Origin of the sequence: Streptomyces niphimycinicus (assembly GCF_018883605.1) — a bacterium.
In the GTDB taxonomy this organism is placed as follows: domain Bacteria; phylum Actinomycetota; class Actinomycetes; order Streptomycetales; family Streptomycetaceae; genus Streptomyces; species Streptomyces niphimycinicus.
This window is the reverse complement of the sequence record NZ_JAHLEM010000593.1, coordinates 1-1182: the sequence shown is the minus strand read 5'-3', so window position 1 is coordinate 1182 and position 1182 is coordinate 1. Positions and strand designations below refer to the sequence as shown.

Genomic DNA, 1182 nt, shown 5'->3' with positions numbered 1-1182 from the left:
CGACGAGGCGCCCGCCCCCGTCACGGGGGTCGGGCGCCTCGATCGCCGTTCCTACGGTGCGCGCGGTCAAAGCCGCGCGGACGGACCTACAACAGACCGTCCCACATCTGCTCCAGCAGCACCGCCCACCAATTGTCCGGGGCCGACAGCGCCGCCGGATCCAGACCCGCGAGCTGCGCCTGGAAGTCCACCGTCCACCGGCCCGCCTGGTCCGGCGTCAGCCCGTACCGCAGCCGCCACATCCGGCCCAGCAGCGCCATGCAGCGCACGAACTCCGGCAGCCCGGTGTTCACGAACTGCGGCGGCGTCGGCTGCGGCGTCGCCTCCAGCGGCACCGCCACGATGTTCGCCGTGCCGTACTGCACACAGAGCTGACGGCCGAAGTCATTGCCCATGACCAGGTACGACCCCGCGTCCGACGCGGACTGCACGCCACGCTCCGCCGCCAGCTCCGCCAGCGTCGGCACCGGACGGCCCGCCTGCGCCTGCGCCCAGAAGAACGGACCGAAGTCCAGCGGCAGCCCCGCCCACACCAGCGTCTGCGCCACCACCTCCGGAACGCCCATCCGCGACACCGCGCGCTGGTCGAAGCGGACGATGCCCTGCGGCCCGAACGCCTGGCCCAGCTCATGCGCCAGCCCCTCCGGCGGCACCGGCGGAATCGGCTGCACCTGGCTGGGATGCGGCAGCGGCACCCGGTTCGGCGCCGGACGGGCCGGGCCGTCCGCCACCTGATGCAGCTCGCCCTGGTGCTCCAGCAGATGACGCACACCCTGCTGCCGGGTCGCGTGATCACGGCCGTACGGAGCGGTATGGCTGATCCGCACCTGCGGCCAGCTCTCCCGGATCATCCGGGCGCAGTAGCCACCGGGCAGATCACAGGACTCCAACTCGGTGTGCAGCTCAAGCACCTGCTGCGGCGGCACATTCATCGCCCGCAGCTCATGCAGGATCTGCCACTCCGGATGCGGCGTGCCGGGCGCCGAACGACGGATCAGTTGCTGCTCCGAACCGTCCTGCGCGCGGTAGCGCAGCACCGCCATATAGCCCGGACCCACGGTCGGCTGACCGGGGGGCGGCGGCGGATACGCATAGCCGGGCTGCGACCCCATACCCGGCACGGGCGTGCCGGGCGCGGGCGTACCCGGGGCGGGCGTGCCGGGGGCAGGTGTGCCGGGCGCG

Annotated in this window: 1 protein-coding gene; it reads right to left on the bottom strand. The window is 73.0% G+C overall.

The window, feature by feature from the left end; genetic code table 11:
* Positions 1–86: 86 nt before the first annotated feature.
* Positions 87–1182 (bottom strand): SUKH-4 family immunity protein (locus KN815_RS37090; RefSeq protein WP_253209471.1); only part of this gene is annotated, 1096 nt, incomplete at its 5' end.